The sequence below is a fragment of the Azonexus sp. GW821-FHT04F04 genome (genome assembly GCF_059420025.1).
The window spans coordinates 312,913-338,828 of record NZ_JBWKSX010000003.1 but is presented as its reverse complement, the minus strand read 5'-3'; the positions used below and the strand labels follow the sequence as shown (position 1 = coordinate 338,828).

Sequence of the window (25,916 nt, the reverse complement as noted above, 5' to 3'; positions counted from 1 at the left end):
AGAAACCATGAAAATTCTTGTCGTCGAAGACAGCCGCTCCAACCTCCACCTGCCGATCCAGCATGTGGAGAAGTTCGGTGCGACAACGCTTTCTGCCCGAAGCGGCGAGGAGGCACTGGAAAAATACGCCAGAACCCGTCCGGATCTGGTCTTGCTCGATGTCGTTCTGCCCGACATGGATGGTTTTCTGGTTGCCCAGCGCATCCGGGCCATGGAAGGCCCGGGCGAGTGGACGCCAATCATTTTCCTGTCCGCCGAGAGCGATGAAAGCAGCATCGAAAATGGTATTACTGCCGGTGGTGACGACTATCTGCTCAAGCCGGTCAGCGAGATTGTGCTTGGTGCAAAAATCCGCGCCATGCAGCACATCGTGCTGATGCGCTCGTCGCTGATTGCGCTGACGCGCAAACTGGATGCCGCCAACCAGGAACTGGTGCGCATTTCGTCGAGCGACGCGCTGACCGGTGTCGCCAACCGGCGTTTTTTCGATGAGGCGATTTCAATCGAATGGCGCCGGGCACGCCGTCACTCGAACAGCATCGCCATGATGATGTGCGATATCGACTACTTCAAGTTATACAACGACACCTACGGCAATCAGGCCGGCGATGAGTGCCTGCGCAAGGTAGCAAAGGCGATTCGCCAGCACACCGAACGTCCTTCCGACATCGTGGCCCGCTATGGCGGCGAGGAATTCGCGGTCGTCCTGCCCGAAACGACGATCAGCGGCGCGCTGATGGTGGCTGAAAAAATCCGCAACGCCATCCGCGAACTCAATATCCAGCACGCCTCCTCACCTGGCGGGACGGTCACCTTGAGCATCGGCCTCGCCTCGGCCGCGCCCGGTTTCGACAACCCGCCGGACGACCTTATCCAGGCCGCCAGCAAGGCACTGCTCCATGCCAAGCACGGAGGCCGGGATCGCATCTGCCGGGCCGACGAAACCTAGTGGCCAGACGACGCATATCCATCGTTATCGCTGACGACAACGACATGATGCGCAGCATTCTGCGCGCCATGCTGCGCGGCGAGGAATACGACGTGGTCGGCGAGGCCCGCAACGGGCAAGCGGCCATCGACGTCGTCGATCGCATGAAGCCGGACATCGTCTGCATGGATGTCATGATGCCGGAGAAAAGCGGCATCGAAGCACTATGCGAGATCAAGGTGGCCAATCCGGACACCGAAGTCGTCATGGTAACCAGCAACTCCGACCCGGAAACCGTTCAGGAATCGATCATGAACGGCGCCAGCGGCTTCATCATCAAACCTTTCAATGCGGCCCGCGTGCTTGATGCGCTGGAAAAAGTCAGCAACCGAATCCGCCAGGCAAAACCGTAGGGCGACGCCCTAGAACTCGTTTCGCCAGCCGCGAATGGTTTTGAAAATTGAGGTTTTTTTCCGGTTGACCGTGGAATCGCGCTTTTCAGCAGCCGCCATGACCGCCGGCTCGGTACAGCGCAGGAAGGGGTTGGTCGCCTTCTCTTCACCGAGTGTCAACGGCACACTGGGCTGGCCCGCCGCCCGCAGCGCCGCAACCTTCGCCACGCGCGCCAGCAAGGCAGCATTTTCCGGCTCGACGGCCAAGGCGAAACGCAGGTTCATCTCGGTGTACTCGTGGGCGCAGTAGACCAATGTATCGTCGGGGAGCGCGGCGATGCTGTCGAGCGAGGCCGACATCTGTTCCGGCGTGCCCTCGAACAGCCGCCCGCAGCCGGCGCCAAATAAAGTATCGCCACAAAACAGCGCGCCCGGTGCGAGGTAAGCGAGATGCCCGAGCGTATGCCCGGGAACGGCCATGACATCGACCGTCTGGCCCAGAATATCAATCCGCTCGCCACCTGAAAGTGGACGCGTGCAGCCTGTGATAGACTCATTGGCCGGTGCATGAACCTCGACTGGCCAGCGCGCTTTGAGTTCGGCGACGCCACCCTGGTGATCGGCATGGTGATGCGTGATCAGGATGCCCTCCAGCGTCAGATCGTCGGCTTCCAGACGGGCAATGACCGGAGCTGCATCGCCAGGATCGACGACGACGGCACGCTTGCCGCGGGTCAGCAGCCAGATGTAATTATCCTTGAACGCGGGAATGAGCGAAATTTCAAACATACCGGAACTATCAAGCGCAGCGCCCCGGATGTCAATTCCCGGGCTCGACGCCTGGCTGTCGACCGCAGCCGGCCGCTATGTGCTCGATTGGGAACAGCGTCAGGTCGATGCCGCCGTTGCCGATGTGTTCGGTTTTCATGCCTTGCAACTCGGCCTGCCGCAGGGCGAATTCCTGCGCGCCAACCGCATTCCGCTGCGCCTCAAGGCCGGCGAATACGGCGCTGTAGACATGCTCTGCGACTGCACCGCCCTGCCCTTCGCCTCGCTCAGCACCGACCTCGTCGTCCTGCCGCATGTGCTTGAATTCAGCGACGAGCCCCACCGGATATTGCGCGAAGTCGAGCGCATCCTGATTCCCGAGGGACAGGTCATCATCATCGGCTTCAATCCGCTGTCGCTGTGGGGCCTGAAACAGAAATTCGACGGCAGCGGAGATTTTCCGTGGAATGGCAGTTATCTGTCGCTGAATCGCCTCAAGGATTGGCTAAAATTGCTCAGTTTTGAGGTCGATCGCGGCCAGTTTGGCTGCTACATTCCACCGGTCGAACAACTCAAATGGGTGCAACGCTGGCAGTTCATCGAAACGGCCGGCAACCGCTGGTGGCATTTCTCCGGCGGCGTTTACGTGCTGCGTGCCATCAAGCGCGTGCACGGCATGCACCTGATCACCCCCAACTGGCGAAACAAGTCGGTGCGCGCCAAGGCGCTGCGCCCAATCGCCCAAAAGGAAGGCCATGGCCGCTGAAGAAATCGTTGAAATATTTACCGATGGTGCCTGCAAGGGCAATCCCGGCCCCGGCGGCTGGGGGGCCATCCTGCGCCTCGGCCAGCACGAAAAGGAGCTGTGGGGCGGCGAGAAGGAAACGACCAACAACCGCATGGAACTGACCGCTGCCATCCGCGCCATAGAAGCCCTCAAGCGGCCAATCGGCGGCAAGATCTACACCGACTCGCAGTACGTCATGAAGGGCATCAACGAGTGGATTCACGGCTGGAAGAAAAACGGCTGGAAAACCGCCGACAAGAAGCCGGTCAAGAACGCCGACCTGTGGCAACTACTCGACGCCCAGGTCCGCCGGCACAAGCTCGAATGGGTCTGGGTCAAGGGCCACGCCGGCCACCCGGAAAACGAACGGGCCGATGCCCTGGCCAATCGCGGCATCGATGAATTGAGAAACAGGGAAGCAGCATGAGACAGATCGTCCTCGACACTGAAACCACCGGCCTCGACCCGCGCTCGGGCCACCGCATCATCGAAGTTGCCTGCATCGAGATGGTGAACCGCCGCTTCACCGGCCACCACCTGCACAAATACCTCAACCCGGAACGCGAAATCGACGAAGGCGCCCAGGCAGTGCACGGCATCACCCTCGAATTCCTCGCCGACAAGCCGAAGTTCGCCGACATCGCCGACGAGTTCCTCGAATTCATCAACGGCGCCGAACTGATCATCCACAACGCGCCCTTCGACATCGGCTTCCTCAACGCCGAACTCGACCGCCTCGGCCGGGTGCCGGTCGGCACCATCTGCGGCAAGGTGACCGACACCCTGCGCATGGCCAAGGATCTGCATCCCGGGAAGCGCAACAGCCTCGACGCGCTGTGCGAACGCTACGAAATCGACAACTCCAGCCGCACCCTGCACGGCGCTCTGCTCGACACCGAGCTGCTGGCCGAGGTTTTCCTGGCCATGACACGCGGCCAGAACTCTCTGATGATCGAACCCGATGCCGCACCGCGCCCGAACATCGGTGCCGACGGCCTGGTCCGCGAGCGCAAGCCGCTCACCGTTCGCCGCGCCTCGCCCGAAGAACTGACCGAACACGAGCAGGTGCTCGCCGCGATCAACAAGGAATCCAAAGGCGCCTGCCTGTGGCTGCCCAAGCCTGACGCCGAAGCGGCCTGAGTCCGGCATGGTCCCTGTCTCGCTGCTCATCTGGCTCGCCTTCGAAATCAGCGGCTATCTGTACATCGGCCGCCATTTCATGCACCTCGACTGGCCGCTGGCCACCATCGGAGCGATCAACTGCCTGCTCGGCCTGCGTTTCTGGATGAACGCGACGACCTGGTTCTTCGGCATGAAATTCGCCTCGCCGGCACCGGCGCTCGGCTTTGGCAAACGCTTCCGGATCATGGCCGGCGAATACTTCGCCTTCCTGCTCACCTTCCTGCTCGTCATTCCGTTCGAACGTCTGTGGATGCCGGCCGATCGCCTGCTGCCCGGACAAAAGCCGATCCTGCTCGTCCATGGCTACGGCTGCAGCCGTGGTGTCTGGTGGCTGCTCCGCCGTCGCCTCGAAGCAGCCGGGCATAGCGTCGCCACGGTCAGCCTGGCGCCGCCCTACACCAGCATGGGCAAGCTGGTGCCGCTGCTCAACCGGCGCATCGAGGAAGTCTGCGCCGACACCGGCAGCCAGCAGGTGACCCTCGTCGCGCACAGCATGGGCGGCCTGATCTGCCGCTCCTATCTGGCCCGGCACGGCATCGAGCGCGTCGACCGTTTGTTCACGCTGGCCACGCCGCATGCGGGCAGTCTCCTGAGCAAAATCGGCTTCGGCCAGAATTCCCGCGAGATGACGCCCGGCTCGCTGTGGCTGCGCGACATGGCGACCGAACCGATCAAGATTCCCGCCGTCAGCCTGCGCAATGCCTACGACAATTACGTCATGCCACAGGACAACCAGCGCCTGCCCGGTGCCCGCGATGTCGAACTGCCTGCGGTAGGTCACATCGCAATGCTTTATGATGATCGGGTTGCCCGACAGTTGATCGAACTGCTGAAACTCAAGAAGCCATGAACATTCCCGACTCCACACGCGCCCAGGCGCAGGACCTGCTCGATTTCATCGATGCCAGCCCCAGCCCCTGGCATGCCGTCCAGACTTGCGAGACCCGACTCACCGCTGCCGGCTTCCAACCGCTCGACGAAGCCGAGCGCTGGACCTTGACCGCCGGCGACCGTCGCTACGTCGTGCGTGGCGGATCGTCGATCATCGCCTTCATCGTCGGTAGCCAGCCGACAGCAACGACCGGCCTGCGCCTGATCGGCGCCCATACCGACTCGCCGGGCCTGCGCCTCAAGCCGAAACCGGCTGAAGACGCCGCCGGTCTGGTGCGCCTTGGCGTTGAAGTCTATGGCGGCCCGATCCTCGCCACCTTTGCCGACCGTGACCTGTCGCTGGCCGGCCGCGTCAATGTCCGCGTGCCGGGCGGCTTCGAAACCCGGCTGGTGCGCTTTGCCGACCCGCTGCTGCGCCTGCCCAACCTCGCCATCCACATGAATCGCGAGGTCAATGAAAATGGCCTGAAATTCAACAAGCAGACCGAACTGCCCTTGCTGCTCGGCATCTCCGAAGACGGCACGAAGGCGGAAGCGCGCTTCCGCCAGCCCATCGCCGCCGAACTCGGCGTCGAGCCGGGCGATCTGCTGACTTGGGAACTCAATGCTTATGACACGCAAAAAGGGGCCTTTTGGGGCGTCGACCGTGAGTTCGTCGCCAACAGCCAGCTCGACAACCTCGCCTCCTGCCACGCCGCGCTGAGCGCCCTGCTCGCCACGTCCGAACCCGCCGCTACCTGCCTGTGCGCCTTTTTTGATCACGAGGAAGTCGGCAGCGAGAGCGCCACGGGCGCCGGCGGCAGCTTCGTCGCCGATGTGCTCGGCCGACTGGCTGGCTGCGCCGGCCTCGACGCAGAAGACCAGCGCCGGATGCTGGCCCGAAGCTTCTTCATCAGCGCCGACATGGCACACGGCTGGCACCCCAATTTCCCGGCCGCCTACGAGCCCTGCCACCACGCGCTGGTCAATGCCGGACCGGTCATCAAGAGCAACGCCAACCAGCGCTACAGCACCAGCGCCGAGACAGCAGCCCGCTTCATGGCCATCTGCGACAAAGCCGGCGTGCCTTGCCAGCAATACGCCCACCGCACCGACCTTGGTTGCGGCAGCACCATCGGCCCCATCGTCGCCGCGCGCCTCGGTATCCCCAGCGTCGATGTCGGCTCGCCGATGTGGGCCATGCACAGCATCCGCGAAAGCGCCGGCGTTCTCGACCACGGCTACATGATCGCGGCCCTCACCGCCTCATTCTCGAACTGACATGAACGATCTGCTCACCTTCCTCGCCGGCTCCGGCATTGTCATCTGGCTTTCGCGAAAAGCCCTGCTCAAGCCGGGCAGCCACGGTTTCTACCGCTTTTTTGCCTGGGAAGCCATCCTCGGACTGATTGTGCTGAACCACGGCGTGTGGGGCGAAGATCCATACTCGCCGCACCAGTTCACGTCGTGGATGCTGATGCTGCTCAGCATGTTCCTGGTCATTGCCGGGGCGCGCACACTGACCCGCCATGGCGCAGCCAATGCCCAGCGTGACGATGGGTCGTTCTACGAATTCGAGAAAACGACGCAGGTGGTGTCGCATGGCATCTTCGGCTACATCCGCCATCCGATGTACTCGTCCTTGCTGGCGCTGGCCTGGGGTGCCTACTTCCAGGACCCGAGCATGATCGGCACGATCATCGCCGGTGTCGCATCCATTTCGCTTTGGCTCACCGCTGTTACCGACGAGCGCGAATGTCTGGCCTATTTCGGCGACGCCTACGCCAACTACATGCAGCGCACCAAGCGCTTCATCCCCTTCCTACTCTGAAGGCTGCTTCGTCCCCATCATTTCGTTGCAGGTAGCCCGGCCAAAGGTTTCGGCCTTTTTCGGGCTGGAAATCTGCGGCTCTTCGTAGATGCGCCGGATGATGTGATTGGTAATGCGCGCGCCATCGCTGCCGTCTTCGTCGAACAGTTTCATCGGCCGCCCCTTGTCGCGATTGTAGAAAGCCTGCAGTGCGTGGTCGCGGACGCGTTCGCAGAAGCGAATGCGCTGGGCATCGGGCATGCTGTCGTCGATTGGTCCGGCATGGCCGTGGGCGATGGCACCGGAAGCGACCAGCGCGGTCATCAGGGTCAGGGCAAGACGTTTCATTCCTTCGGCTCCTGTATCGATGTGAGATAGGCCAGGATGTCCTGGATATCCTGCGGCTTGAGGGCATTGAGCAAACCGACAGTGCCCTCCTCGTCATGCGGCCGGTCGCCCTTGAGGTAGAGATCGACCTGTCGCTGCAGATAATTGGTGTACTGGCCAACGAGCATCGGGAACATGCCGCGGCCCTTGCCGGTCTTGCCGTGACAGGCGGCGCACTGCTTCTGGTAAAGCTTCTCGCCATGGGCCAGATCGCCCTCGGCGCGCGGGATGATCATGACCTTTTCGGCCATCAGCAGCTTGGTCAGCGCGTCCTCCGTGCCTTTGTAGGTTGGCATTTTGGTATCCAGCTCGATACCGGCCAGATAGGCTGAGATGTCCTTGATATCTTCATCGGACAGCTCGCGCTCCTGCGTGTAGGGGAACATCGGGATATTGACCCGCGTCCGCGCGCGGAAATTCTTCAACTGGCTTTCAATGTATTTGACCTGCTGACCGGCAATGCGCGGGTACTCGCCCTTCTTGCCGCCCTGGCCATTGTCGCTGTGGCAGGCGGCGCAGGTACCGTTGATTTCCTTGCCTTTTTCGAGGTCGACCGCAGCCGCCGGATGGCTCAGGGCAAGCACGGCGAGAAAGAGGGGGAAACGCAGGATATTCAGCATGCAGGACAGCTCCCAAGATCGATGCGGCGAATTGTCGCACCTCTCAAGCGACTGAAAATTGACACAAATCACGCATAATTCGGCCCATGGCATTTACCCCGTGCACGACTGCGAATACCGACCACCTGGCCAACCTGCGCCGCCTGGTTATCGGTCGCTGGGTGGTGCTCGCCGTGCTGACCCAGCTCATCATGGTCGGCCCCGGCCTGCTCGACATTCCCGTACCGCAGGTACCGCTCCTCGGCATCGTCGCCATCGCCCTGCTGTTCAACGCGATAGCCCAGTGGCGGGTAATCCGCTCGCAAACCGCCACGGCCAACGAACTGTTCAGCCAGCTGCTGTTCGACATCGGCATGCTGAGCGCAGTCGTCTTCCTCAGCGGCGGTGCCGCCAATCCGCTCGTTTCCCTGCTCCTGCCGCCGGTCGCCGTCGCCGCGCTGACCCTGCCGGCGCGTTGCGTGGCCATCGTCACCGCCGTCGCCATTGCCGCCTATTCGCTGCTCATGCTCTATTACGTCCCGTTGCCGATGCCCGACGCCACGCGCGCGACGCGCCTGCACCTGGGCGGCATGTGGCTGATTTTCGTCGTCTCGGCCGTCATGATCGGCTGGATCATCGTTCATACCACCCGCGTCATTCGCCAACGAGACGCCGAACTGGCCACCGCCCGCGAACAGGGGCTGCGCGATGAACGGGTCGTTGCCATGGGCACGCTGGCCGCCGGCGCCGCCCACGAACTCGGCACGCCGCTGGCGACCATGGCCCTGCTCGCCGGCGAACTGGTCAACGATCCGACCCTGAGCGATCCGGCCCGCGAAGACCTTCGGCTTGTCCTCCAGCAGATCGCCGTCTGCAAGGAAATCGTCACCGGCCTGTCGCGCCGGGCCGGCGCCGAGCGCCTGGAAAATGCGCCGCTGCAGACCGCCAATCGCTGGCTCGACCACCTGCGCCAGAACTGGCACGCCGCCCGCCCGCAAGCGAGCAGCCGGCTGATCGTCGCCAGCGATGGCGAGGCACCGGAAATCGTCGCCGACCCGCGGCTCGAGCAGGCCGTGCTCAACCTGCTCAACAACGCCGCCAACGCCACGACCATCCCGCTCGAAATACGCCTGAGCTGGTGCACCGACAACCTGTGCATCGACATCCGTGACCGCGGCCCGGGCTTTCCCGAGCAGGTACTCGAACTGGGCGGCCAGGAAAGTTTTCCCGCCCACGAGCGCGGCAGCGGCGTCGGCCTGATGCTGACGCGCAGCGCCGTCGAACAACTCGGCGGCACCCTGACGCTGCTCAATCCCGAAGAAGGCGGCGCCCTCGCCCGCATCGAACTACCCCGGATAAAGACATGACCGAACCAACGCTGATCATCGACGACGACCCGAGCTTCAACGCCATCCTCGTCCGCACGCTGGAACGGCGCGGCCACCCGGCGCGGGGCGCGCTTGATGTGGCGTCTGCCTTGGCGGCGGCAAAGGAAATGCAGGCCGGACGCGTCGTCCTCGACCTCAACCTGAACGGCACTTCCGGCCTCGCCCTGATCCCGCAACTGCTGGCCATCAACCCGGCATGCCGGATCGTTGTCCTGACCGGCTACGCCAGCATCGCCACCGCCGTCGACGCGGTCAAGCTCGGCGCCGTCCAGTACCTCGCCAAGCCAGTCGAAGTCGAAGCCATCCTGACCGCCTTCGACGCTGACGACGGCCCGGACTTCGACGTCCCGGCCTCGGATGAACCGCTGTCAGTCGACCGCCTCGAATGGGAACACATCCATCGCGTCCTCAACGAAAACGACGGCAACGTCTCAGCCACCGCCCGCGCCCTCAAAATGCACCGGCGGACGCTGCAGCGCAAACTGTCGAAACGGCCGGTCAAGACCTGAGTGGCTCAGGCGAAGAACGAATAAAGCAGCAGTACGACGATGAGAACGAATAGAACCATGAACATGGATTCAGCCCGATTCAGTATGTGAATGGCCAGCCAACCGGCTGACCGCAGACTTCCACGGTCAACCGGAAAAAACGGCCAAAATCGAAATCAGTGTTTGTGTTCCATGGCCGCCGGCATCGGCGCGGCCATTGGGCGGACGACCTTGGCATCGACCTGCTTGGTGCTGCCGTCGTCGAAGCTCAGGGTGATCGGCACGACGTCACCTTCCTTCATCGGCGTCTTGATGTCGATCATCATGACGTGCAGGCCGCCCGGTTTGAGGACGGCTTCGCCTTTGGCCTTGACCTCGATGCTGGGCACCGGGCGCATTTTCATGACGCCGCCTTCGTTGAGGTGGGTGTGCAACTCAGTCACTTTGGAAACCGGGTTGTCGGCCTTGACGACTTTGACGTCCTTGTCGCCGTTGTTCTTGATGACCATGAAGGCGCCGGTGGCCGGGGCGTTGGGCGGGGCGAGGCGGACATACGGATCCTGAACCGAGACGTGGTCGGCGGCGGCGGCCAGAACACCGGCCGAGAACATCAGGCTGGCTGCAAGCAGGGACAGTTTTTTCATGGGCTTACGCTCCTTCAGGGTTGGTTCAGGTATTTGCGAATGGCGACGACGACCTGATCGGGCGGCGTGGCGTGCACCATCTTGGCGACCAGCTGGCCGTCCGGGCCGACGATGAAGGTGTCGGCCGAGTGATCGACGACGTAGCCGCCCCCAGCTGTTTCGATCTTCTGTTCGGCATAGAACACACCGTAGCGCTTGGCGATTTCGGCGATGTTTTCCGGCGTGCCGGTGACGCCGACGATCGCCGGATGGAAAAATTCAACGTATTCCTTGAGGCGCTCGGGCGTATCGCGTTTCGGGTCGACCGAGACGAAGATCATCGCCACCCTGGCCAGTTCTTCGGGCGTCAGTTGCTTGAGGCCTTCGGCCGTCGCGGCCAGTGAGGTCGGGCAGATGTCCGGACAGAAGGTGTAGCCGAAATAGACGAGGACCAGCTTGCCGCGGTAGTCCTTGAGTGCCACCGGGCCGCTCGCCGACTGCAGCGTGAAATCGCCGCCGGCTGCGATGACCGCCTTGGGCAATGGTCGCTCGGGCATTTCCGGCTGCCAGAAGAGGACGACGCCAAGAATCAGCACAGCCAGCAGGCCGGCGATTGCCATCAGTATGCGTTCAGCCATTTAGTGCGACTCCCCGGTCGTGAAGCGGTACGGAATCGCCACCCGCTCGCTGCCGGTTTCGATGAGCACCGTCGCCTGCCAGTCCATGCTACCGGTGATGCAGACCGGCAGCGTCACCTCGGCGGCATAGCTGCCGGTGCCGCGCGCTGCCAACTCTGGCCGGTTGTAGCCCATGTTCATCTCGATGCCGGAGAAATCGACCTCGACACGGGCCGGCGAAAAGCCGCTGGTCGCTACCTGAACTTCGAACGGTTTGACCAGCGGTACCGGCCGCGTCCCCATCGCCAGGGTGACATTGCCGCCGGATGGCAGGGCGACGGAGCAGGCCTCGCGCTGCAGATTGCAGACGGGGTCGGGCTGAACGGTGATGTCAGCTTTTGGCAACAGCATCGGCGACAGCTTGTAACCAACGACTACAACCAGAGCGATCAATTCAAGACCTATGACGTCAATCAGTATTTTTTTGTTCACAAGTGTGCTTCTGGACCTTGGGTCATTTGGATCAACGGATTGTCGCCGAATGCGTCTGTTTGAATTTAACAGACATCAATTCTTTCACAGTCGGCGAAGAATACAGTGTGCGGCAAATTGTCGCAGTGACGCTAAGTCACAGGCGCCAATGGGGGAAGAGAAGTTTTTGCTTCTGGTGCTCATGGGAGAAATCGAGATGAAAAAATTTGTAGTGAAATCCACCGCGCTGCTTCTCGCCGCCGGTTTCGCAGCAACAGCGTGGTCGGCTGAATCGCTGCAGGACGTGATGAAGCGTCGTGGCCTGAGCCAGCAGGATCTGCTGGCTGCATCCAAGACCTACGTCCCGACCGGCAAGCGCGACGAATTCGTCGCCTTCAGCTCTGGCGGCCAGTCCGGCCAGATCATTGTGTATGGCATTCCGTCCATGCGCATCCTGAAATATATCGGCGTATTCACGCCGGAACCGTGGCAGGGTTACGGCTTCGACGAGAACTCCAAGGCTGTGCTGCGTCAGGGCAACATCGACGGCAAGGAAATCAACTGGGGCGATACGCACCACCCGGCCATCTCCGAAACCCAGGGCAAGTACGACGGCCAATTCCTGTTCATCAACGACAAGGCCAATCCGCGCCTCGCCGTGATCGACCTGCGTGACTTCGAAACCAAGCAGATCGTGGTCAACCCGATCTTCAAGTCGGAACACGGCGGCGCTTTCGTCACGCCGAACACCGAGTACGTCATCGAAGCCGCCCAGTACGCCTCGCCGCTCGAGAACAAGAAGTTCTATCCGCTCGAAGAGTTCAACGAGAAGTATCGCGGTGGCGTCACCTACTGGAAGTTCGACCGCAAGGAAGGCCGCCTCGATCCGAAGCAGTCCTTCTCCCTCGAACTGCCACCGTACTCGCAGGACTTGTCCGATGCCGGTAAAGGTCCTTCCGACGGCTGGTCCTTCACCAACTCGTTCTGTTCCGAGCGTTACGTCGGCGGCATCGAAAAGGGTCGTCCGCCGTATGAAGCCGGTTGCTCCGCCAAGGACACCGACTATCTGCACGTAATCAACTGGAAGAAGGCGGCAGAACTGGTTGCTGCCGGCAAGGCAAAAACCATCAACGGCCACAAGGTGCTGATGATGGAAACGGCGATCAAGGAAGGCATTCTCTTCCTCGTGCCGGAACCGAAGTCGCCGCACGGCGTCGACGTCACCCCGGACGGCAAGTTCCTGACCGTCGCCGGCAAGCTCGACACCCACGTGTCCGTCTATTCCTTCGAGAAGATCCAGGCCGCGATCAAGGCCGGCAAGTTCGAATCCAAGGATCCGTACGGCATTCCGGTCATCGGCATGAAGGATGCACTGCACACCCAGGTCCAGCTCGGCCTCGGTCCTTTGCACACCCAGTACGACAGCAAGCCTTGTATTGCCTACACCTCGCTCTACGTCGATTCGCAAGTCGTCAAATGGAATCACTGTGACGGCAAGGTGCTCGACAAGATCTCCGTGCACTACAACATCGGTCACCTGATGACCATGGAAGGTGACTCGATGGATCCGAAGGGTCGCTACCTGGTGGCACTGAACAAGCTGTCGATCGATCGCTTCAACCCGGTTGGCCCGCTGCATCCGCAGAACCACCAGCTCATCGACATCAGCAACGACAAGATGCAACTCCTGTACGACATGCCGCTACCGCTGGGCGAGCCGCACTACGTGGTTGCCATCGAAGCTTCGAAGCTGAAGCCGGGCGTCCGCTACAAGGTGGGTACCGATTCCCGCACCGACAAGCCGCATCCGGGCATGGTTCGCGCTGGCGAAGAAGTAACGACCAAGAAGGGCAACAAGATCGAGGTCAAGGGTACGCTGATCCGTTCGCACATCACGCCGGAAACCATCGAGGCTGAAGTGGGCGATGAAATCACCATCCACCTGACCAACCTCGAACGTGCCCAGGACGAAACCCACGGCTTCACCGTTTCGACCTTCAATGTGCACGCCTCGGTTGAACCGGGCAAGACGGTCACCGTCAAGTTCAAGGCCGACAAGGAAGGTGTGTATCCGTACTACTGCACCGAGTTCTGCTCCGCACTGCACCTTGAAATGCAGGGTTACCTGCTGGTCAAGCCGAAGGGCTGGAAGCCGGGCAAGGTTGAAGCCGCCAAGGCCGTCTATACCGAAGCCGACTACAAGGCTACGGTCAAGAAGGTCGCTGACACCCAGGTCGTCATTGATTCCGTCGTTGGTTACATCACCAGCGTCAACTTCAAGGACTTCCCGGATGTGGTGAACATGGTCGACGATGCAACCGACCAGCTCAACAAGATGAAGGAAGCCAAGGCCAAGCACGAAGCAGCCGCCGCCAAGAAGGATTGGGACCAGGCGAACCTGTGGGCTGAGCAGGTCTGGCAATACCAGGTCAAGGCAGCCGACATTGGCCTGCGCGCCAAGACCTACCTTGAGCAAAACGGTGCCAAGAAGGTCAAGTAAAAAACAAACTTGATCTGACTTAAGGCAATTAGCGGGGGACAGAGCCAATCTGTTCCCCGTTTCACATTCAGGAGGGAATAACCATGAAATTTGTAATGACTTTGATCGCTGCGGCAATCGTCGCCTCGCCAGCCTTGGCCGCACCCGATGGCGCCAAGCTCTTTGCTGAAAAGACCTGCAACGCCTGCCACGGCGCCAAAGCCGACAAACCGTTGATGCCGAACTATCCGAAGCTGGCCGGGCAGAACGCTGCCTACGCCGAGCAGCAAATGAAGGATATCAAGAGCGGTGCCCGCAACAACGGACAAACTGCTGCAATGAAGGGGGTCATGCACTTGGTCAATGATGAGGAAATCAAGGCTATCGCCGAGTACCTTGCCAAGCTGAAATAACGTGGGAAAGCCCGGCTTTCCGGGCTTATGACCCACATCAAGGAACGCTGATATAGGCAGATCGACAATGCCTGCAACGCTCCGAACAACCTGCCATAAAAGGACACCAAAACATGAAATCATCACTTTTGCTGATCTGCCTGCTCAGCGCAGGCGTCGCTTTCGCCGGTCCGCCAGCCCCGCACAAAGGCGGTATCGAGTCCAAGGATTACAAATGGAATGCCCAGGAAGGCGAAAAGATTGAAGCCCTGAAACTCAAGGGCGACAAAAAACGGGGCGAGGAGGCCTACGAGGTCTGCGGCGCATGCCACCTGCCCTCCGGCGCAGGTCGCCCGGACGGCACCTTCCCGCAACTGGCTGGTCAGCATACAACCGTCCTGATCAAGCAGATGGCCGATATTCGCGCCGGCCTGCGCGACAACCCGACGATGTACCCGTTCGCCGCAACCTTGACCGACCCACAGGAATTGGCTGACGTTTCGGCCTATATCGAAGGCCTCTGCATCCCGATTGAGCACGGGAAGTACGAAGGGGTCGACGCCGCCATGCAGGTCGCCAAGGGCAAGGAACTGTATGAAAAGCAGTGCCTGGAATGCCATGGCAAGAACGGAGAAGGCGTCAAGGACAAGTTCTACCCAGTGATCGCCGGCCAGCACTACAAGTACCTGCTGCGCCAGATGACCGAGATTCGCGACGGCCATCGCCGCAATGCCAACCCGGACATGGTCAAGGTCATCAAGCCCTACACCAATGACCAACTGGTGGCGATTTCGGCCTATCAGTCCAGCCTGGTGATGCCGGGCAACATGTGCAAGCCGAAAGCCGGCGGCAAGAAGAAGTAACACAGTTCTGCTGTAGTACCGCTGCCCGTCATCGACGGGCAGCCCCCCACCCGACCCCAAGCCGGGCGCAACACGATAGAGAACAGCACAATGGAAAAACAAAACAAGATTGTTGGTGGCCTGACCCTGATTTCCCTGATCTGCCTGGTTGCCGCCTACTTTGCGCCAATCTGGTGGGTTTCCCTGACCGCCCCGAATTACCCGCCCGATGCCTTTCCTGATGGCATTCGCATCCATTTTCATTTCGACGGTGTCTACAACGGTTGCAAGGCGGCCGGAAAAGGCACCCGCATGGCCGGCGAAATCATCCAGAAAGACCTCTCACACGACGACGAACGCTACAACCCGGTGACCGATGCCGCGAAAAATGTCGACAAGGGTGCCGAAGGCCTCGACTGCGTCCATGAAATGAACACCATCAACCACTACGTCGGCATGTTCCCGATCGCCACCGGCGCGCCGGTTGAAAAGCCGCTGGCCAAGTTCTTTTTCGGTTTCTTTGCCGTGATGATGCTGGCTTTCACGGTCAACCGGAAAAAACCGCAAATTTTGATATTGAGCGCCGGCTTCGCCGCCGTCGCCGCCTGGATGCTGGTCGACCAGTTCATGCTCGGCCACCTCGAAAGCCATGTCCAGGCCTACATGCAGGAATCCGGCACCTTCTTCAAGGACATGGACCGCATCAACGTCTGGGGTGACAACGTCCGCAACATATCGAAGATCGTCATCTTCGGCCTCATCGCAGTGATGGCCGTGGTGATTGCCGGCACCGCCAAGATCAAACCGTTCCAGTTGTTGTTGGCCCTGGTCCCGGCCCTGCTCCCGCTCTTCTTTGTCATAACCTACGCGGGCTGGTTGTGGTTCTTCGGCCACAACATGCACCCGTGGGGCGCCTTCACGGTCAAGCCCTTCATGCCCACCGTTTTTGGCGAAGGCAAGGTCGCCCAGTTCTCGACCTTCTCCTATCCGTACTGGGGCTATGGCCTGCTCGTCGCCATTTTCATCTGCATGATGCTGGCCCTTCTCATCCGGCGCAAACAGTTGCGCGAAGGAACGGCCGAGTAATCCACGTGAGCCGCCTGAACCAACTGGCCAGGCTGAGCCTGGCCACCACGCTCCTGCTGGTCCTGACCACCGGCAATACCGAGCCGCAGGCCGACGTGCCGGCCGGCATGGGCGCCCGCGCCAATGTCGACCGCCCGAAGCCGACCTTCATGCTGCATGAGCGCGACAAGCGCGTGCATGGTCTCAAGCCCTTCCAGGATCTAATCGACAAGGCGCCCGCCGGCTCGCTGCTCAAACCGCCACCTGGCAGCTACTCGGGCCCGGTGACCATCAACAAGCCGCTGACCATCGACGGCGGCGGCCAGGTGACGATTGATTCCGGCGACCGCGGCACGGTGATGGTGCTCGACGCCAGCGACTCCACGATTCGCGGCATCCACCTGACCGGTTCCGGTGATTCGCACGATACCGACGACTCCTGCCTCGATGTTCGCGGCAACCACAACACCATCGAGAACCTTGAGCTCGACAACTGCCTGTTCGGCCTCGACCTCAAGCAATCGAACAACAACACCATCCGCGGCAACAGCATCCGCTCCAAGGACCGCGAACTCGGCGTCCGCGGCGACGGCCTGCGCCTGTGGTACAGCAACGACAACCTGATCGAGAAGAACAAGATCATCGATTCGCGGGACATGGTCGCCTGGTACTCGAACAAGAACGTCTTCCGCGACAACCTCGGCAAGCGCAGCCGCTACTCAATCCACTTCATGTTCGCCAACGATAACGTCGTCGAGCGCAACGAGTTCTACGACAACGCAGTTGGCGTGTACTTCATGTATACCGAAGGCGGCGTCGTGCGCAACAACGTCATCTCGCACGCCACCGGCGCCACCGGCATGGGTATCGGTTTCAAGGAAGCCTCGGGGACGATCATCGAGAACAACGAGATCATTTACTGCGGCGTCGGCATCGGCTCCGACCTCTCGCCCTTCCAGCCCGACAGCACCATCGAGATCCGCGGCAACCGCTTCGCCTACAACGGCGTTGGCATCCTGTTCAACAGCGAAACCGGCGGCAACAACATCATCGACAACATCTTCGAAGGCAACCTGACCCAGGTTGCCTACGGCGGCCATGGCGACAACAACAATAGCCCGAAGAATGTCTGGAGCGGCAACTACTGGGATGACTACCAGGGCTTCGACCGCAACGGCGATGGCGTTGGCGACAAGACCCACGAGCTATATGCCTACGCCGACCAGATCTGGATGGAACTGCCCATCGCCCGTTTTTTCCGCAGCTCGCCGGTCATGGAGCTGCTCGACTTTCTTGAACGCCTGGCCCCCTTCTCCACGCCGGACCTGATCTTGCGCGACGAAAAACCGCGCTTCGTCAAACCTGAAAGAACGGCACAATCATGAGCGAGATCGACGACGAAGTCGGTAGCGACAACAGCGGCACCGAGAGCAACAGCACCTCGCCGCGGCCACCGGCCGGCAACGGCAAACCGGCGGTCTCGATCGCCAAGCGGCAGACCAACCGGCGCCGTGTGCTGCGTACCATCCTGCTCACTGGCGGCGTCCTCGGCGCCGCGCTGTCCGGCTTCCTGCCCCTCGTCTATGCCCAGAAGAGACGCCTGCGCCCGCCCGGCGCGCTAGACGAGAAGGACTTTCTCGGCAGCTGCATCAAGTGCGGCCAGTGCGTCCAGGTCTGCCCGGTTTCGGCCATCAAGCTGGCCGACCTCGTCGACGGCATGGGCGTCGGCACGCCCTACATCGACCCGCGCGCCCAGGCCTGCGATTTCTCGTGCGACGCCGTGCAGTGCATCCTGGCCTGCCCGACCGGCTCACTGACTTACCACAAGCCGGATTTCCTGCCGGTTCGCCCGGGCGCCGCGCTGGCTGCCAAGCCGATCCTGATCGCCAAGGAAAACGATCCGGAGCCGACGCTCAACATGCACGAGCGCATCGGCGTTGCCCGCCTGACCCGCCCGGAAGCCTGCCTGGCCGTCCAGGGCAAGGGTTTCAAGGGCCAGACGCGGGGCCCCGACTTCAAGGGCCAACTGCGCTACATGACGGTCGACCGCTGGAAACCGGTCAAGGTCAGCAGCCACCCCTACGATGTCGCCGAATGCGACCTCTGCGTTCGCGAATGCCCGGTCAAGGGCGCCATTTCCATCGAAACAGTATTCGCGCCGGATGGCAGCAAACGCAAATCGCCGGTCGTTCATGAACCCTGTGTCGGCTGCGGCGTCTGCGAAATGGTCTGCCCGGTCGAACCCACCGCCATCACCATCGAAGCCGGCGAGGTCTGGAAAATATGAGCGCGCTCCTCAAACGGCGGTTTTTTGATCAGATCAAGGTCCTGTTCGGCGCCGAGCCGACCAAGCCGAAGGAAATCAGCCCGGCCGCCCAGCAAATTCACTTTTACAAGAAGGGCAACCGCGACCTCATCGCCGAAAAAGTTCATGCCCGGGCCCATGCCACGCCAAGCCACAAGTGGCGCAACCGCCGCTGGGCGACGCTGATTTTCGCCAACCTGCTGTTCACGCTGTCCTTCTTCCTCGACATTCAGATACTTGAAGGCGCGCTGACTGCCTCGCGCTTTGTCGGCTTCCACCTGATCGATCTCAACTCGGCGCTGCAGGTCATGCTCGCCCACAAGCACATCATCAACAACCTGCTGATCGGCACCGGCACAGTACTCGTGCTGTGGGCGCTGCTCGGCGGCCGCACTTTCTGCTCGTGGGTTTGCCCCTACCATCTGCTGGCCGAATGGGCCGAGAAAATCCATCTTTTCTTGGTCAGCAAAAAGCTGGTCACCGACCAGAACATGGACCGCCGCCTGCGCACCGTGTTCTGGGCCATCTTCGCGCTACTTGCGCTGGCCACCGGCTATACCGTCTTCGAAGCCATTTCGCCAACCGGCATCCTCTCCCGCGCCCTGATCTATGGCCCCGGTCTGGCCCTGCTCTGGGTGCTCGCCCTGCTCTTCTTCGAAGTCTTTTTTTCGCGCCGCGCCTGGTGCCGCTATGCCTGCCCGATTGGCCTGACTTACGGCGTCGTCGGCATCGTCTCGCCCGTCCGCATCATCTACAAGCTCGATGGTTGCTTCCACGAAGGCGACTGCCGCAAGGTGTGCCTCGTGCCGCACGTCCTCGATACGGTGATCAAGGGCCGCGCCGTCGAGACCGAAGTGCCCATTGGTCCCGACTGCACGCGCTGCGGATTGTGTGTCGATGTCTGCCCGACCGGCTCGCTGTCGTTCGAGGTCAAGGGCCTGTCCAAACTGGCTTGAATTTTGGCCGTTTTTTCCGGTTGACCGTAGGATTGAACATTTCGGCTCAGCCAGAAAAATCAGGGTAGCATTGCCTTGCGTCTCCATCAAAAGGGATGCCAAAAGTGATAAAGTTTAGAAAAGTATCTGAACTCACTTTCACCAACCGAAGGCCTATCCATGAGCTTGAACCTCTTTCAGATGACCTCGCTCAAGACCAGACTGACCCTCTTCACGCTGGCTGTCTTTCTGATCGGGATTTGGTCGCTGGCCTTCTACGCCAGCCGGATGCTGCGCGAAGACATGCAACACCAACTGGGCGAACAGCAGTTCGCTACGGTGTCCCTGGTTGCCGCACAAGTGAACTCCGAGCTGGAAGAGCGTTTGAAGGCACTGGAGAAAATCGCTTCTGAAATTACGCCGGGCATGCTGAAGAACACCGCCACTCTGCAGACTTTTCTCGAGCAGCGCCCGATTCTTCAACTCATGTTCAACACCGGCGTCCATGCCACAGGAGTAGACGGCATAGCGATCGCTGCCGCGCCATTTTCCAACGACCGAATCGGGATCAGTTACGCCGACCGGGATTACATGCACGGCGCAGTCAAAGAGGGCAAATCGACCATCGGTCGCCCGGTTCTCGGCCGGGTATTGAAGACGCCAGCCATCGGCATGGCGGTGCCAATCCGTGATGACAAGGCCCAAATCATCGGCGCACTTGTCGGCGCGATCAACCTCGGCAAGGCGAATTTTCTCGACCGGGTCACTGAAAGCCGCTTCAGCAAGAGCGGAGGCTATCTGGTCATCGCTCCGCAACACCAGTTGATTGTCACCGCCACCGACAAGAGCCGCATCATGCAGCCAGCGCCGCCAGCCGGCGTCAACAAGATGCATGACAAATATGTGCAGGGCTATGAAGGCTATGGCATTGCCGTCAACTCCCGTGGCATTGAGGAGCTGACCGCTGCCAGAGGCATTCCGGTGGCCGGCTGGTTCATCGTCTCCGCGCTCCCCACCGAAGCAGCCTTTGCCTCGATCACCGCCATGCGCCAGCGGATCCTGCTCGCCACCGGCCTGCTCACCCTGCTGGCCGGCGCTCTGGTCTGGTGGATGACGGCGTGGATGCTGCGGCGACAGTTCGCGCCAATGATTGCGGCGACCGAAACACTGGCCACGCTAACCAATAAGAGTGAACCGCCCCAGCTATTGCCGGTGGACCGTCAGGATGAGATCGGCGAGTTGATCGGCGGCTTCAATCGTCTACTCGAAAGCCTGATTGAGCGCGAAGCCGCCCTGCAGGAAAGCCGGGAAAACTATCGCCGCCTGGTGGCCGATCTTCAGGTCGGTGTCCTGATCCAGTCCCCCACTTCCGAAATCCTCCAGTGCAACCGGATTGCCCTTGAACTACTCGGGCTTGAAGAAAGCCATTTACTCGGCAAGACCAGCTTCGATCCGGACTGGAACGTCGTTCACGAAGACGGCTCGCCCTTCCCCGGTCCAGAGCATCCGGTACCGCAGGCCATCGCCACAGGCCTGCCAGTCGAAAACGTCGTGATGGGCATTTATCGCCCGACCAGCCAGGACCGTGCCTGGCTATTGCTGAGTGCCCAGCCGGATCTGGCGGCAGATGGCAGCCTGCGTCAGGTCATTTGCACCTTCATCGACATCAGCGAAACGAAACGCGCCGAACGCCACGACCAGTTCCGCACCCATGTTCTGGAGCTTCTGGCTGGCGGAGAACCGCTCTCCGATGTGCTTGAAGCCCTCGTGCGCGGAGCAGAGCAACTATATCCAGCGATGCTGTGCAGCATCATCCTGCTCGACGGTGAAGGAACGCACATCGAGAAGAGCATCGCACCCAGCCTCCCCGATTTCTACAACAAGGCCCTCGAAGGCGTTGCCATCGGCATGGGAGTCGGCTCCTGCGGCACGTCCGCCTTCACCGGCCAGCGGGTCGTCGTCGAGGATATTGCGACACACCCCTACTGGGCTCTCTTCAAGGAACTGGCCGCCAGGGCCGGACTCGGTGCCTGCTGGTCGCAACCCATTCTCGCCTCGGATGGCCGGGTGCTCGGCACCTTCGCCATCTACCACCGCCAGCCACACACGCCGGCCAAACACGACATCTACCTCATCGAGCAATGCGCCCGTCTGGCCAGCATTGCACTCGAGAAAAACCTGGCCGAGGAAAGATTGCAGCGCAGTGAAGCCCACTACCGGCTGCTCACCGAGGATGTACAGGATGTCGTCTGGAAAACCGACCGCAACTTCATTTTCACCTACATCAGTCCGTCCGACGAGCGGGTACGCGGTTTTCGGGCCGATGAAGTTATTGGTCATCACGTTTTCGAGACATTCACGTCGCAAGGGGTCGCCAAGGCACAGGCAATCATGCACAAGCGATTGCAGGCGGAGCGGATGGGCACGCCGTTTGGCTCGATCAGTTTTGAAGTCGAGCATCGCTGCAAGGACGGCCGGGTAGTCTGGGGTGAAGTGCTTTCCAAGCCCGAGCGTGACGTTAACGGAACGATCATCGGCTATCACGGCATCACCCGGGAAATCACCGAACGCAAGAACACCGAGGCGGAGCTCAGGCGCCACCGCGATCACCTCGAAGAACTCGTCGAGCAGCGCACTGCCGCCCTGTCGATTGCCAAGGAGGCGGCCGAAGCGGCCAGCCGTGCCAAGAGTACCTTTCTCGCCAACATGAGCCACGAATTGCGAACGCCGATGAACGCCATCATGGGCATGACCGGTCTGGCATTGAGAAACGCCACCGATGCAAAGTTGCGCGACCAGCTCGCCAAAGTTACCCAGGCCTCTCACCATCTGCTGCACGTCATCAATGACATCCTCGATATTTCCAAGATCGAAGCCGACCGGCTGAGTCTGGATGCCATCAATTTTTCCTTGGCGACACCGCTCGAAAACCTCAGCAATCTGGTCCTCCCGGCCGCCATGGCAAAAGGACTCACCTTCAGCATCGACATCACGCCCGACCTCGCCCGTCAGCGGCTAAACGGAGACCCCCTGCGCCTGGGTCAGATTTTGCTCAATCTGGCCAGCAACGCCATCAAATTCACCAACAAGGGCTCGGTCAGCCTTGATGTCTCGGCCGACGAAGAGACTGCCGATGACATCACCATTCGCTGCGCCGTGTCCGACACCGGCATCGGCATATCGGCCGACGATCAGAGCCGGCTATTTCAGGCTTTCGAGCAATCGGACAATTCGATGACCCGCAAATATGGCGGCACCGGACTCGGGCTGGCCATCAGCAAGCGCCTGGCGGCGATGATGGGCGGCAACATCGGCGTCGACAGCGAACCCGGCTCAGGCAGTACCTTCTGGTTCACAGCCAGGCTGAAAAAGTCGACGACCGACATTGAACCGGTCAGGCTTGCCTCGGCCAACCTCACCGAAGAAATGCTGAAAGCCCGCTACGCCGGGGCGCGCATCCTGCTCACCGAAGACGAGCCGATCAATCAGGAAGTCTCGCGCGAATTGCTTGAATCAGCCGGCCTTGTCGTCGATCTGGCCGAGGATGGTGTCGAGGCCGTTGAGCTGGCGAGAAGCATTGATTACGACCTGATCCTGCTCGACCTGCAAATGCCGAAAATGAATGGCATCGAAGCATCACAGATCATCCGCACGCTGCCGGGCCGGGAAGCAGTTCCGATTGTGGCCCTGACGGCGAATGCCTTCACCGGCGACCGGGAAAAATGCCTGGCTGCCGGAATGAACGACCATATCGGGAAGCCGGTTGATCCCGAACAGCTGTTTGCCGCCCTGTTCAAATGGCTGTCCAGGTCGATTTGAATTTTGGCCGTTATTTCCGGTTGACCGTGGAATACATGCCCGTCAGATCTTGAACGTTTCAGCCAGCCGCCGCAACTCGCCGGACAGCTCATTGACCTCACCGGCCAGCGAAGCTGCCGCCTGACTGGCATGTGATCCCTGTTCGGTCATCTGGGCGACGCGTTCGACATTCTGGGCAATCTCGCGGGCAGCGGTACTCTGCTCACGGATCGCCAGGGAGATTTCATTGACCGCTTCGGCAACCTGCCCCGAACTGACCTGAATCGTTCCAATCGACTGCTCGGCCTGATGCGCCAGGTCGACACCGGACTGGACCTGCTCGACACTGTTTTCCATTTCGGCAACAGCGTGCTGCGAGCTGGCCTGCACTTTTTGGATCATGCCGGCGATTTCCTTGGTCGACGATGCGGTACGCTCTGCCAGCTTGCGTACTTCATCGGCGACCACGGCAAAACCGCGCCCCTGCTCGCCGGCGCGAGCCGCTTCAATGGCCGCATTGAGGGCCAGCAAGTTGGTCTGGTCGGCGATTTCCTTGATGACGTTGACGATGGTCGAGATCTCGACCGTATAGCTTTCCAGTTCGCGAATGGCCGTCGCCGAGCCGTTTACCGTATCGGCAATGTGGGTCATTTCGTTGGCGGCACGCTGGATGACGCCGCCACCCTCGCGCGAGGCACAGCCCGAGGCGCGAGAGAGCGTATCCGCCTCGGTGGAAAACTCGGTGACATGGTCGATCGATACCGATAATTCCTCAACCGAAGCGGCCATGTTGGTAGCCACTTCCGCCTGATCGGATGCCGCACTGGCCGACGCCTGGCTGGAATCGGCGAGACGCCGGGCCATCGTGTCGAGCTTGGCCGTGCTCTGGCGGAGCATCGCCGCCATTTCCTGGAAATGATTGCGCATGATGGCAAGCTGCGCCAGCAACTGGCCGACTTCATCATCGCCATGCACGGGAACCGGCTGACTGAGATCCATGGCCGCCATGCGACGGGCGGCATCAATGGCCGAGCGGATCGGTCGGTTGAATTCGCGAATGATCACCCAGGCCAGCGGCGGCCAGGCGAGCAGCGTCAGCCCGCCAATGATCAGCATCGCCTGATGCAAGCCGGCAATCCGCCCGGCGATCTCCGGTGTCAGGGTCGAGACCGGCACGGCTGCGACAACCTGCAGGCCTAATCCGAGACTCAGGCAGACAATGACAATGGAAGCCAGCGTCGACAGCCACAACCGCTTGCTCAGATCGATGTCGTTGAGCCGCCGGAACAGCCGTTTGAACAGGCCGCCCCGAACACTCCCCTGCTCGAGCAGCAAGGTCGAATCGCGATTCATTTGCTCGTAGAGGGCGCGCGCGGCGCGAATCTCGGCTGCGCTCGCCGTGGTCCGTACCGACATGTAACCGCCAGAAGACAACGGCGTGGCCATCGCCTTGACCCAGTAGAAACTGCCGTCCTGGCGCCGGTTCTTGACAATCCCGCCCCAGGGCTTTCCCCGCTCGAGCGTGGCCCACATGTCGCGAAATGCCTCGGATGGCATATCCGGATGGCGAACGATGTTGTGGGGCTGACCGATCAGCTCTTCGCGGCAAAAGCCGGCGGCTTCGACGAAATCATCATTGACGTAGGTGATGATGCCTCTCTGATCGGTCCGGCTGATGATGCTGCACTCCGGACGGATGGGGTATTCACGATCAAACACCGGCTGATTGTTTTTCATATTTTTGAACTTTTCGGAATTTGCTCAACCATAGCAGAGGCACTCGAACCACACAATTACGACAAAAGTAATAATACGATCAATGGCTAATATTCAATTTTCGTGCTGCCTTCGTCGCTCCTTCGTTCCTCGGTCAGCCGCTACGCGTTTTTTTGATTCAGGTTCAAAGACGATTTCCTTGCCCTACCTATAATCGGCGACATGATCCAGTTCAAGAACATTGCCAAGACCTTCCGCAAAGCCCGGGTGCTCGACGGCATCAGCCTCGACATCGGCATCGGCGAGCGCGTCGCGCTGATCGGCTCGAATGGCGCCGGCAAGACCACGCTGATCCGCTGCCTGCTTGGCGAATACACGCACGACGGCAGCGTTGCCATCAACGGCCTCGATCCGCGCAGCAACCGCACCGAAGTGCTGGGCAGTATCGGTTTCGTGCCGCAACTGCCGCCGCCCCTAAAGATGCCGGTCGGCCAGTTGATCAATTTTTCGGCTTCGCTATGCGGCACCGATCCGCAACGCATCCACGCCATCGCCAGGCGCCTTGGTCTCAACGTCGATGAAATCCTCTCCCGCCAGTTCGTGCGCCTCTCGGGCGGCATGAAGCAAAAGCTGTTGATCGCCATCGCCCTCGGCCGCGAAGCCAGGGTGCTGGTCATGGACGAACCGGCCGCCAACCTCGACCCGGAAGCGCGCAAGATTTTCTTCGACCTGCTGGCCGAACGCCTCGACGACGCGACGATGATCATTTCGAGCCACCGCCTCGACGAAGTCTCGGCGCTGGTCAATCGCGTAATTGAAATGGACATGGGCAAGGTTGTCCTCGACGACAAGGTGGCCGATGCCGTGACGCTGACCGCCAAACTGGCCTGCCGCATTGTCTTGAGCCGCTTTGAGCCGGCCTTCGCCAAGGCGCTCGACGGCTGGAAATTCGCCAGCCGCGACGACAATCGCATCTGGGAAGGCGAAATCGCCGGCCCCGATCGCCTGCGCTTTCTCGGCATCATTTCCCGTTACACGGCACTGGTCAGCGACCTGTCGCTGTCCGAGAGCTGA

General features: G+C 60.9%; 26 protein-coding genes. 19 read left to right on the top strand and 7 right to left on the bottom strand.

Features of this window, described 5'->3' with window-relative positions; translation table 11 throughout:
- Positions 1-7: 7 nt before the first annotated feature.
- Positions 8-949: a GGDEF domain-containing response regulator gene (locus AC07TV_RS08970; protein WP_494648051.1), complete on the top strand. Its 942-nt coding sequence runs from the start codon at positions 8-10 to the stop codon at positions 947-949.
- The gene (locus AC07TV_RS08965; RefSeq protein WP_494648050.1) at positions 949-1,341 is read left to right on the top strand and encodes a response regulator; all 393 of its coding nucleotides are present in this window, start codon (positions 949-951) and stop codon (positions 1,339-1,341) included. The genes AC07TV_RS08970 and AC07TV_RS08965 overlap by 1 nt, the downstream gene beginning before the upstream one ends.
- A 9-nt stretch (positions 1,342-1,350) precedes the next feature.
- Here AC07TV_RS08965 and gloB read toward each other — a convergent pair whose 3' ends face one another.
- A complete protein-coding gene (gloB, locus tag AC07TV_RS08960; RefSeq protein ID WP_494648049.1) occupies positions 1,351-2,109 on the bottom strand; it encodes a hydroxyacylglutathione hydrolase in 759 nt (252 codons plus the stop codon).
- Positions 2,110-2,137: 28 nt separating this feature from the next.
- Here gloB and AC07TV_RS08955 point away from each other — a divergent pair, with 28 nt between their 5' ends.
- From AC07TV_RS08955 to AC07TV_RS08930, 6 genes are read left to right on the top strand one after another with little or no spacing between them, the layout of a single operon-like run.
- Positions 2,138-2,854 carry a class I SAM-dependent methyltransferase gene (locus AC07TV_RS08955; RefSeq protein WP_494648048.1) on the top strand — a complete coding sequence of 239 codons (717 nt, stop codon included), beginning with the start codon at positions 2,138-2,140 and terminating at the stop codon, positions 2,852-2,854.
- Positions 2,844-3,302 (top strand): ribonuclease HI, encoded by a 459-nt coding sequence (gene rnhA / locus AC07TV_RS08950; RefSeq protein ID WP_494648047.1) that lies wholly within the window; start codon positions 2,844-2,846, stop codon positions 3,300-3,302. The genes AC07TV_RS08955 and rnhA overlap by 11 nt, the downstream gene beginning before the upstream one ends.
- Positions 3,299-4,015, top strand: coding sequence for a DNA polymerase III subunit epsilon (gene dnaQ / locus AC07TV_RS08945; RefSeq protein ID WP_494648046.1), 717 nt, complete (start codon positions 3,299-3,301; stop codon positions 4,013-4,015). Before rnhA ends, dnaQ begins: the two co-directional genes overlap by 4 nt.
- Before the next feature lie 7 nt (positions 4,016-4,022).
- A complete protein-coding gene (locus AC07TV_RS08940) occupies positions 4,023-4,907 on the top strand; it encodes an esterase/lipase family protein (RefSeq protein ID WP_494648045.1) in 885 nt (294 codons plus the stop codon).
- Positions 4,904-6,208, top strand: a complete 1,305-nt coding sequence (locus AC07TV_RS08935) for a M18 family aminopeptidase (RefSeq protein WP_494648044.1) — start codon at positions 4,904-4,906, stop codon at positions 6,206-6,208. The genes AC07TV_RS08940 and AC07TV_RS08935 overlap by 4 nt, the downstream gene beginning before the upstream one ends.
- A gap of 1 nt (position 6,209) precedes the next feature.
- Positions 6,210-6,758: a methyltransferase family protein gene (locus AC07TV_RS08930; protein ID WP_494648043.1), complete on the top strand. Its 549-nt coding sequence runs from the start codon at positions 6,210-6,212 to the stop codon at positions 6,756-6,758.
- Here the strand turns inward: AC07TV_RS08930 and AC07TV_RS08925 are convergent.
- Both AC07TV_RS08925 and AC07TV_RS08920 read right to left on the bottom strand, forming a co-directional pair.
- Positions 6,750-7,085: a hypothetical protein gene (locus tag AC07TV_RS08925; protein WP_494648042.1), complete on the bottom strand. Its 336-nt coding sequence runs from the start codon at positions 7,083-7,085 to the stop codon at positions 6,750-6,752. The genes AC07TV_RS08930 and AC07TV_RS08925 overlap by 9 nt on opposite strands.
- Positions 7,082-7,744, bottom strand: a complete 663-nt coding sequence (locus tag AC07TV_RS08920) for a c-type cytochrome (protein WP_494648041.1) — start codon at positions 7,742-7,744, stop codon at positions 7,082-7,084. The genes AC07TV_RS08925 and AC07TV_RS08920 overlap by 4 nt, the downstream gene beginning before the upstream one ends.
- Positions 7,745-7,830: 86 nt before the next feature.
- On the opposite strand from AC07TV_RS08920, the gene AC07TV_RS08915 reads away from it, so the two are divergent.
- Both AC07TV_RS08915 and AC07TV_RS08910 read left to right on the top strand, forming a co-directional pair.
- A complete protein-coding gene (locus AC07TV_RS08915) occupies positions 7,831-9,090 on the top strand; it encodes an ATP-binding protein (protein WP_494648040.1) in 1,260 nt (419 codons plus the stop codon).
- Positions 9,087-9,620 (top strand): response regulator transcription factor, encoded by a 534-nt coding sequence (locus tag AC07TV_RS08910; RefSeq protein ID WP_494648039.1) that lies wholly within the window; start codon positions 9,087-9,089, stop codon positions 9,618-9,620. The genes AC07TV_RS08915 and AC07TV_RS08910 overlap by 4 nt, the downstream gene beginning before the upstream one ends.
- A 155-nt stretch (positions 9,621-9,775) precedes the next feature.
- Here the strand turns inward: AC07TV_RS08910 and AC07TV_RS08905 are convergent, their stop codons facing one another.
- From AC07TV_RS08905 to AC07TV_RS08895, 3 genes are read right to left on the bottom strand one after another with little or no spacing between them, the layout of a single operon-like run.
- Entirely contained in the window at positions 9,776-10,243 is a 468-nt protein-coding gene (locus tag AC07TV_RS08905; protein ID WP_494648038.1) for a copper chaperone PCu(A)C, read from the bottom strand.
- Between the two features lie 14 nt (positions 10,244-10,257).
- Positions 10,258-10,860, bottom strand: coding sequence for an SCO family protein (locus tag AC07TV_RS08900; RefSeq protein WP_494648037.1), 603 nt, complete (start codon positions 10,858-10,860; stop codon positions 10,258-10,260).
- On the bottom strand, positions 10,861-11,331 hold the full coding sequence (locus AC07TV_RS08895; RefSeq protein WP_494648036.1) for a hypothetical protein: 471 nt from the start codon (positions 11,329-11,331) through the stop codon (positions 10,861-10,863).
- A 196-nt stretch (positions 11,332-11,527) separates the two neighbouring features.
- Between AC07TV_RS08895 and nosZ the strand changes: the two genes are divergently transcribed.
- The 8 genes from nosZ (at position 11,528) to AC07TV_RS08855 (ending at position 23,147) form a co-directional block, all read left to right on the top strand.
- Positions 11,528-13,810 (top strand): Sec-dependent nitrous-oxide reductase, encoded by a 2,283-nt coding sequence (nosZ, locus tag AC07TV_RS08890; RefSeq protein ID WP_494648035.1) that lies wholly within the window; start codon positions 11,528-11,530, stop codon positions 13,808-13,810.
- 83 nt (positions 13,811-13,893) lie between these two features.
- The gene (locus tag AC07TV_RS08885; RefSeq protein WP_494648034.1) at positions 13,894-14,202 is read left to right on the top strand and encodes a c-type cytochrome; all 309 of its coding nucleotides are present in this window, start codon (positions 13,894-13,896) and stop codon (positions 14,200-14,202) included.
- Between the two features lie 113 nt (positions 14,203-14,315).
- A complete protein-coding gene (locus AC07TV_RS08880) occupies positions 14,316-15,044 on the top strand; it encodes a c-type cytochrome (protein WP_494648033.1) in 729 nt (242 codons plus the stop codon).
- 90 nt (positions 15,045-15,134) lie between these two features.
- Positions 15,135-16,109, top strand: coding sequence for a hypothetical protein (locus AC07TV_RS08875; protein ID WP_494648032.1), 975 nt, complete (start codon positions 15,135-15,137; stop codon positions 16,107-16,109).
- 5 nt (positions 16,110-16,114) lie between these two features.
- Positions 16,115-17,473 (top strand): nitrous oxide reductase family maturation protein NosD, encoded by a 1,359-nt coding sequence (gene nosD / locus AC07TV_RS08870; protein WP_494648031.1) that lies wholly within the window; start codon positions 16,115-16,117, stop codon positions 17,471-17,473.
- The gene (locus tag AC07TV_RS08865) at positions 17,470-18,375 is read left to right on the top strand and encodes a 4Fe-4S dicluster domain-containing protein (RefSeq protein ID WP_494648030.1); all 906 of its coding nucleotides are present in this window, start codon (positions 17,470-17,472) and stop codon (positions 18,373-18,375) included. The genes nosD and AC07TV_RS08865 overlap by 4 nt, the downstream gene beginning before the upstream one ends.
- Entirely contained in the window at positions 18,372-19,349 is a 978-nt protein-coding gene (locus AC07TV_RS08860; protein ID WP_494648029.1) for a NapH/MauN family ferredoxin-type protein, read from the top strand. The genes AC07TV_RS08865 and AC07TV_RS08860 overlap by 4 nt, the downstream gene beginning before the upstream one ends.
- 159 nt (positions 19,350-19,508) lie before the next feature.
- Entirely contained in the window at positions 19,509-23,147 is a 3,639-nt protein-coding gene (locus tag AC07TV_RS08855; protein WP_494648028.1) for a PAS domain S-box protein, read from the top strand.
- A gap of 42 nt (positions 23,148-23,189) precedes the next feature.
- On the opposite strand, the gene AC07TV_RS08850 is transcribed toward AC07TV_RS08855, so the two are convergent.
- Positions 23,190-24,863 (bottom strand): methyl-accepting chemotaxis protein, encoded by a 1,674-nt coding sequence (locus AC07TV_RS08850; RefSeq protein ID WP_494648027.1) that lies wholly within the window; start codon positions 24,861-24,863, stop codon positions 23,190-23,192.
- Positions 24,864-25,064: 201 nt separating this feature from the next.
- Between AC07TV_RS08850 and AC07TV_RS08845 the strand changes: the two genes are divergently transcribed.
- Positions 25,065-25,916, top strand: a complete 852-nt coding sequence (locus AC07TV_RS08845) for an ABC transporter ATP-binding protein (RefSeq protein WP_494648026.1) — start codon at positions 25,065-25,067, stop codon at positions 25,914-25,916.